Annotated in this window: 6 protein-coding genes; 4 read left to right on the top strand and 2 right to left on the bottom strand. The window is 74.4% G+C overall.

Annotation, left to right across the window (positions count from 1 at the left end; genetic code table 11):
• Window positions 1-249: 249 nt before the first annotated feature.
• The 3 genes from ACFY29_RS29625 to ACFY29_RS29615 all read left to right on the top strand — a co-directional run bounded on the left by ACFY29_RS29625 (window position 250) and on the right by ACFY29_RS29615 (window position 2369).
• A complete protein-coding gene (locus ACFY29_RS29625) occupies window positions 250-1083 on the top strand; it encodes a patatin-like phospholipase family protein (protein WP_386991411.1) in 834 nt (277 codons plus the stop codon).
• A 45-nt stretch (window positions 1084-1128) separates the two neighbouring features.
• The gene (locus ACFY29_RS29620) at window positions 1129-1590 is read left to right on the top strand and encodes a peroxiredoxin (RefSeq protein ID WP_328416635.1); all 462 of its coding nucleotides are present in this window, start codon (window positions 1129-1131) and stop codon (window positions 1588-1590) included.
• Between the two features lie 83 nt (window positions 1591-1673).
• Window positions 1674-2369 (top strand): hypothetical protein, encoded by a 696-nt coding sequence (locus ACFY29_RS29615; RefSeq protein ID WP_386991409.1) that lies wholly within the window; start codon window positions 1674-1676, stop codon window positions 2367-2369.
• 40 nt (window positions 2370-2409) lie between these two features.
• On the opposite strand, the gene ACFY29_RS29610 is transcribed toward ACFY29_RS29615, so the two are convergent.
• Window positions 2410-2862 (bottom strand): MarR family winged helix-turn-helix transcriptional regulator, encoded by a 453-nt coding sequence (locus ACFY29_RS29610; protein ID WP_386991407.1) that lies wholly within the window; start codon window positions 2860-2862, stop codon window positions 2410-2412.
• Between the two features lie 95 nt (window positions 2863-2957).
• Between ACFY29_RS29610 and ACFY29_RS29605 the strand changes: the two genes are divergently transcribed.
• A complete protein-coding gene (locus ACFY29_RS29605) occupies window positions 2958-3416 on the top strand; it encodes a MarR family winged helix-turn-helix transcriptional regulator (protein WP_328416639.1) in 459 nt (152 codons plus the stop codon).
• Here ACFY29_RS29605 and eis read toward each other — a convergent pair whose 3' ends face one another.
• Window positions 3417-4610, bottom strand: coding sequence for an enhanced intracellular survival protein Eis (eis, locus tag ACFY29_RS29600; RefSeq protein ID WP_386991405.1), 1194 nt, complete (start codon window positions 4608-4610; stop codon window positions 3417-3419).
• Between the last annotated feature and the right edge of the window lie 186 nt (window positions 4611-4796).

The following is a 4796-nucleotide window of genomic DNA, read 5'->3' as shown; positions in this document are numbered from 1 at the left end:
GCCTCCGGGCGGGGGGCGTGCTGGTCGCCCTGGCCGCCGCGGGGGGGGGCGTGGCCCCCCCGTTACCACGGCGGGGGGGGGGGCCGGCCCCCCGGGGGGGGGGGGGGGGGGGCCGCGCCGCGGCCGCGCCCACCGCCGGTGATGACGGTGACGGGTGTCATGGTGCCTCCCGTTGTTTCCTGGGGCCGCGTAGCGGTCGCGCCGACGCTACCGTGACCGGCGCGGCTCGGTCGTCGAGAGGAGAGTCACATGGAGCGGGCGTTGGTGCTAGGTGGTGGCGGGGTGACCGGCGTGGCCTGGGAGCTGGGCCTGCTGGCGGGGCTGGCCGACCGGGGCGTCGTGGTGTCCGAGGCGGATCTGGTGGTGGGCACGTCGGCGGGCTCGGTGGTCGGCGCGCAGGTGTGCTCGGGCATGCCGCTGGAGCAGCTGTACGAGGCGCAGTTGGCGCCACCGTCCGGCGAGCGGGCGGCACGGCTGGGGTTTGTGACGCTGGCGCGGATGGTGTGGGCCGGTGGTCGGACCCGCGACGCGGTGCGGTCACGGGCGCGGATCGGGGCGATGGCGGTGGCGGCCCGTACCCCCTCGGAGGCGTCGCGGCGAGCGGTCATCGAGGCTCGCCTGCCGGCCCGGGAGTGGCCGGCGCGGCGGCTGCTGGTGACCGCGGTGGACGCGTCCTCGGGTGAGTTCGTGGTGTTCGACGGCGACAGCGGGGTGTCTCTGGTGGACGCGGTGGGGGCCAGTTGCGCGGTGCCCGGGGTGTGGCCGCCGGTGACGATCGGCGCGCGCCGCTACGTCGACGGCGGGATGCGCTCCGCGGTGAACGCGGACCTGGCGGCGGGCGCCCGGCGGGTGCTGGTGATCGCGCCGACGTCGGGGGCGTTCGGGCCGATGCCACGGCTGTCGGCGCAGGTGGCCGGTCTGCGTGCGGCCGGCTCGCGGGTCGCGGTGGTGACGCCGGACGCGGGGGCGCGCAAGGCGATCGGCCGCAACGTGCTGGATCCGGCGCGGCGGGCCGGAGCGGCGCGGGCGGGGCGGGCGCAGGCCGCCGTGGTGGCGGACGAGGTGGCGACGCTCTGGGCGTGATCGCTTACGCTCACCGCCTGTCCGGTCTGACAACGGAGGTGCGCGGTGGCGGATGTGAGTGTCGGCGACGTGGTGGAGGACTTCGAGCTGCCGGACGAGACGGGCACGCCACGGCGGCTGTCGGAGTTCCTGGCGGCGGGGCCGGTGGTGCTGTTCTTCTATCCGGCGGCCTTGAGCCGGGGTTGCACGGCGGAGAGCTGCCACTTCCGGGATCTGGCGGCGGAGTTCGCGGCGGTGGGCGCGACCCGGGTGGGCATCAGCCGGGACACCGTGGAGAAGCAGGCGGAGTTCTCCGCGCGACACGGCTTCGACTATCCGCTGTTGTCGGATCCGGACGGGGCGGTCGCGCAGCAGCTCGGGGTGCGGCGGCGGCTGCCGTTGGGGGCATTGAGCACGAAGCGGATGACGTTCGTGATCGGCGCGGACCGGCGGGTGATCGAGGTGATCCACAGCGAGGTCAGCATGAACGACCACGCGGACCGGGCGCTGCGGGCGCTGGGCGGCTGAGCGGACCGGAGCCCCGTGCGGCGGGTGTCGCAGCCGGCTGATATCAAGACAGCAATCAAACAGGTGTACGGAAGAGGGTTCTGATGGATGCCGGCCAGGGTTTGTCCACTGACGAGGTGCAGAGCCTGCGGGAGGCGTTGGCGGCCGGGCGTAAGCCGCGGGTGGTGTTCACCGCATCTGCGGGGCAGATCGCCGGTCAGGGGGGTCAGGTGGTGGAGCTGACCGATCCCGAGGTGTCCGACGAGTTCGTGGTGGTGCGCTTCGGTCGCGACGAGTTGCCGTTCTCCCCCGCGGATGTGGCGATGGCACCCAAGGGCGCCGGTCGTCGGGTGGTGGAGCCGAAGCCGGAGCCACCGGCGGAGGAGCCGCCCGCGGTGGCGGCGCCCGAGTTCGTGTTGGACACGCCGCGGGTGCCGACGCCACGGCGGGAGGAGCCAAAGGTGGAGCAGGTGGAACAGGTGGAGAAGGCGCCGGCACGGCGGGCGGTCAAGGCCGTGAAGCAGAAGGGCCCGGCGGGCCTGACGGTGACGCTGGCGTACGCCGACGGTGAGTGGACGGTCGCCGCGCAGCAGGGCAGCAAGGCCCTCGCCAAGCCGTACGTGGTGAAGCCGGCGGAGGCGTTGAAGATGGTGGCGCTGGTCGACGTGCCGGGCGTGCAGGAGGCGGTGGAGCAGATCCTCGGCACCGAGCGGGCAGAGGCGGAGCAGCAGGCCGAGAAGCTGCGCGCGGAGCTGGCCGAGATCGAGGCACGGCTGGCGGAGCTGCGCGAGGCCCGCTGAGCGCGTCGGTCCACTGACCGTTCCGGCCCCTGATGCGGGGTCAGTGGCGGGTGTGGTGGTCGAGCAGCCGGGTGAGCAGCCGGGTCAGTTGGTCGCGTTCGTCGGTGGACAGCGGGGCGAGCAGATCGCGCTGGACCCGTTCCACGGTCTCCCCCATCCGGTCGGCCTCGCCGGTGCCGGCGTCAGTGAGGCTGATGACGTTGCGGCGACGGTCGGCCGGGTCGGGGGCGCGCACCACGAGCCCCCGGCCGGCCAGGTCGTTGATGGCCGCCACGACGTCGCTGCGGTCGATGCCGCAGCGCCGGCCGAGGTCCGCCTGGCTGGCCGGGCCGCCCTCGGCCAGTGCGGCGAGCAGTCGATAGTGATAGCCGCGTAGGCCGTGCGCGGCGAAGCCCTCGCCGATCAGGCGGGCGGCGTGGCTGGCGGTCTGGTTGAGCAGCCAGCTGGGGGTGGTGCGTAGCCCGGCGGGTGACTGCGGGCCGGTGGACTCCATGCGGCGCAGCCTAGCAGAAATCGTTGGTGCTACCCACGATTCATGCTACGTTGGTCGCACCAACATTGGTTTCGCCAACGTTTGAAGGAGGCGGCATGTCCACCGCACCCATCCTCAACGGCCAGGTCATCGGCCAGGCCCACTACGCCACCCGAGCCCTGCTTGAACGAGCCATCACCCCGCTCGGGATCAGCTTCGGCCAGGCGCTCGCGCTCAACGTCCTCGCCGACGGCGCCGTCGACCGGGCACGGCTCGTGCACCGGATCACCAGCACCCTGAAGGTCGACGAGCCGGCGGTGCACGCGGTGATCGCCCAACTCGTCGACGCCGACCTCGCGCAGGTCGGCGACCGCGCTCCAGCGGGCGACGGTGAGCCGCAGGTGTCGCTCACCGAGAGCGGTCGCGTCACACAGGGCCGCATCGGTGCCGCCGTCGCGGACATCACCGCCCGGTTGTACGCGGACATCCCGACCGACGAGATGAGCACGGCGGCCCGGGTGCTCGCCCTGGTCACAGACCGCGCGAACACCGAACTGGCGGCGGTGCCGACCTGATCAGAAGTAGTCGAGCAGCTGCGCCGGCCCGCCAGCGCCCAGCAGGTCGAGGGCGGCCGGGTCGGTACCGGTGGAGTGCCGCAGCAGCCCGGCCTGGGCGACCGAGCGGGCGTGGGCGGCGCCGGTGTACAGCAGCGCGAAACCGCGGACGGTCAGCCGCACGTCCGCCTCGCCGCTGATCCGGGTGAGCTCGGCGGCGCCGTCAGCGACGGTCAACCGCCAGGTGCCGGTGTTCCAGTCGGCGAGGTCATCGTCGAGGGCGAAGTCGACGATGCCCCGGACGTGGGCGGGCCAGCCGCGGGCGCTGACCGCCCGGGCCACGTCCACCGGCCGGTGCATCCACAGGTTCCGTTCGTGCTCGCGGGCCGACTCGAGCGGCAGGTGGGCGCTGACGGCGTCGCCGTCGAGCGGGCACAGCCGCAGGGTCGGGGCGACGCTGGCCCAACTGCCGAGCACACCGACGAGTTCCCGGGCGGCCTCGGCGGTGCTGGCCAGGGCCTCGTCAACGGTGAGCACGGAGTCGGCACCGTAGCCACGGCCCCGTTCCCAACTGGCGTAGCCAACCAGATCGCCAGCGTCCTCGACCAGGGTGAGCCCGTCGCCGGGCAGGCCGCCACCGGCGGCGAAGAAGTCGAACAGCTGACCCCGGCGGCTGAGCGGACCGTTGCGGTGCCGGGTGACCCGCTCGTACAGGGCGGCGACGGCGGGCAGGTCGGCGGGCGTGCCGGCGCGGATGGTGAACCGGGGGTCCGGTCGGTGCCGGGGCAGCGAGACAGTGGGCAGGTTGACGACGCGCAGCACGCCGGCGACCTCCCAGCCGCAGGCGCGATAGGGGGCGACGACGGTCGGGTACAGCGCGCTGATCGCCGCTCCCCGTTCGTGGGCACCGCGGAGCAGGGCGCTGAGCATGGCGCGGGCCACGCCCCGGCCGCGGGCCTCGGGGGCGACCGCCACGCCGCCGACGTCGGCGGCGGGCACCGCCCGTCCGGACCACCACTGGTCGTGGTGCAGGTCGACGGCCTTTCCGACGAGCCGGCCGGCGTCGTCGAACGCGCCGTAGCGGGTCAAGCCGGGCACCGCCTCGGTGGCGTGCGGAGGTCGTTGCGGGTCGGACCCGAAGGCGAACCTGCCCAGCTCCCAGGCATCGGCGAGGTCGTCGGCGGTGAGTTCGCGGACGTGCACGGCGGTGGGCATCGGCACACCCTAGCGGGATGGATCTTCGAGAGCCGCCGAATTACCGACGGGGTGGGGGGGGGGGGGGCGGCCCCCCCCCCCCCCGGGCCGGGGGGGGGGGGCGGGGGGCCCCCCCCCCCCGCGGGGGGCCCCCCCCCCGGGCCCCCCCGGCCCGCGCCCCCCCCCGGCGGGGGTTAACACCCAAAC

The organism is Micromonospora sp. NPDC000668 (assembly GCF_042897975.1).
Classification (GTDB): Bacteria; Actinomycetota; Actinomycetes; order Mycobacteriales; family Micromonosporaceae; genus Micromonospora.
Note: the sequence above shows the minus strand (reverse complement) of the source record. Positions and strands in the feature narration are given on the sequence as shown.

Coding starts and splice junctions, on each gene's coding strand:
- ACFY29_RS29610 (WP_386991407.1), bottom strand. CDS start 2,862: ATGGAGTCCACCGGCCCGCAGTCACCCGCCGGGCTACGCACCACCCCC.
- ACFY29_RS29605 (WP_328416639.1), top strand. CDS start 2,958: ATGTCCACCGCACCCATCCTCAACGGCCAGGTCATCGGCCAGGCCCAC.
- ACFY29_RS29625 (WP_386991411.1), top strand. CDS start 250: ATGGAGCGGGCGTTGGTGCTAGGTGGTGGCGGGGTGACCGGCGTGGCC.
- eis (WP_386991405.1), bottom strand. CDS start 4,610: ATGCCCACCGCCGTGCACGTCCGCGAACTCACCGCCGACGACCTCGCC.
- ACFY29_RS29615 (WP_386991409.1), top strand. CDS start 1,674: ATGGATGCCGGCCAGGGTTTGTCCACTGACGAGGTGCAGAGCCTGCGG.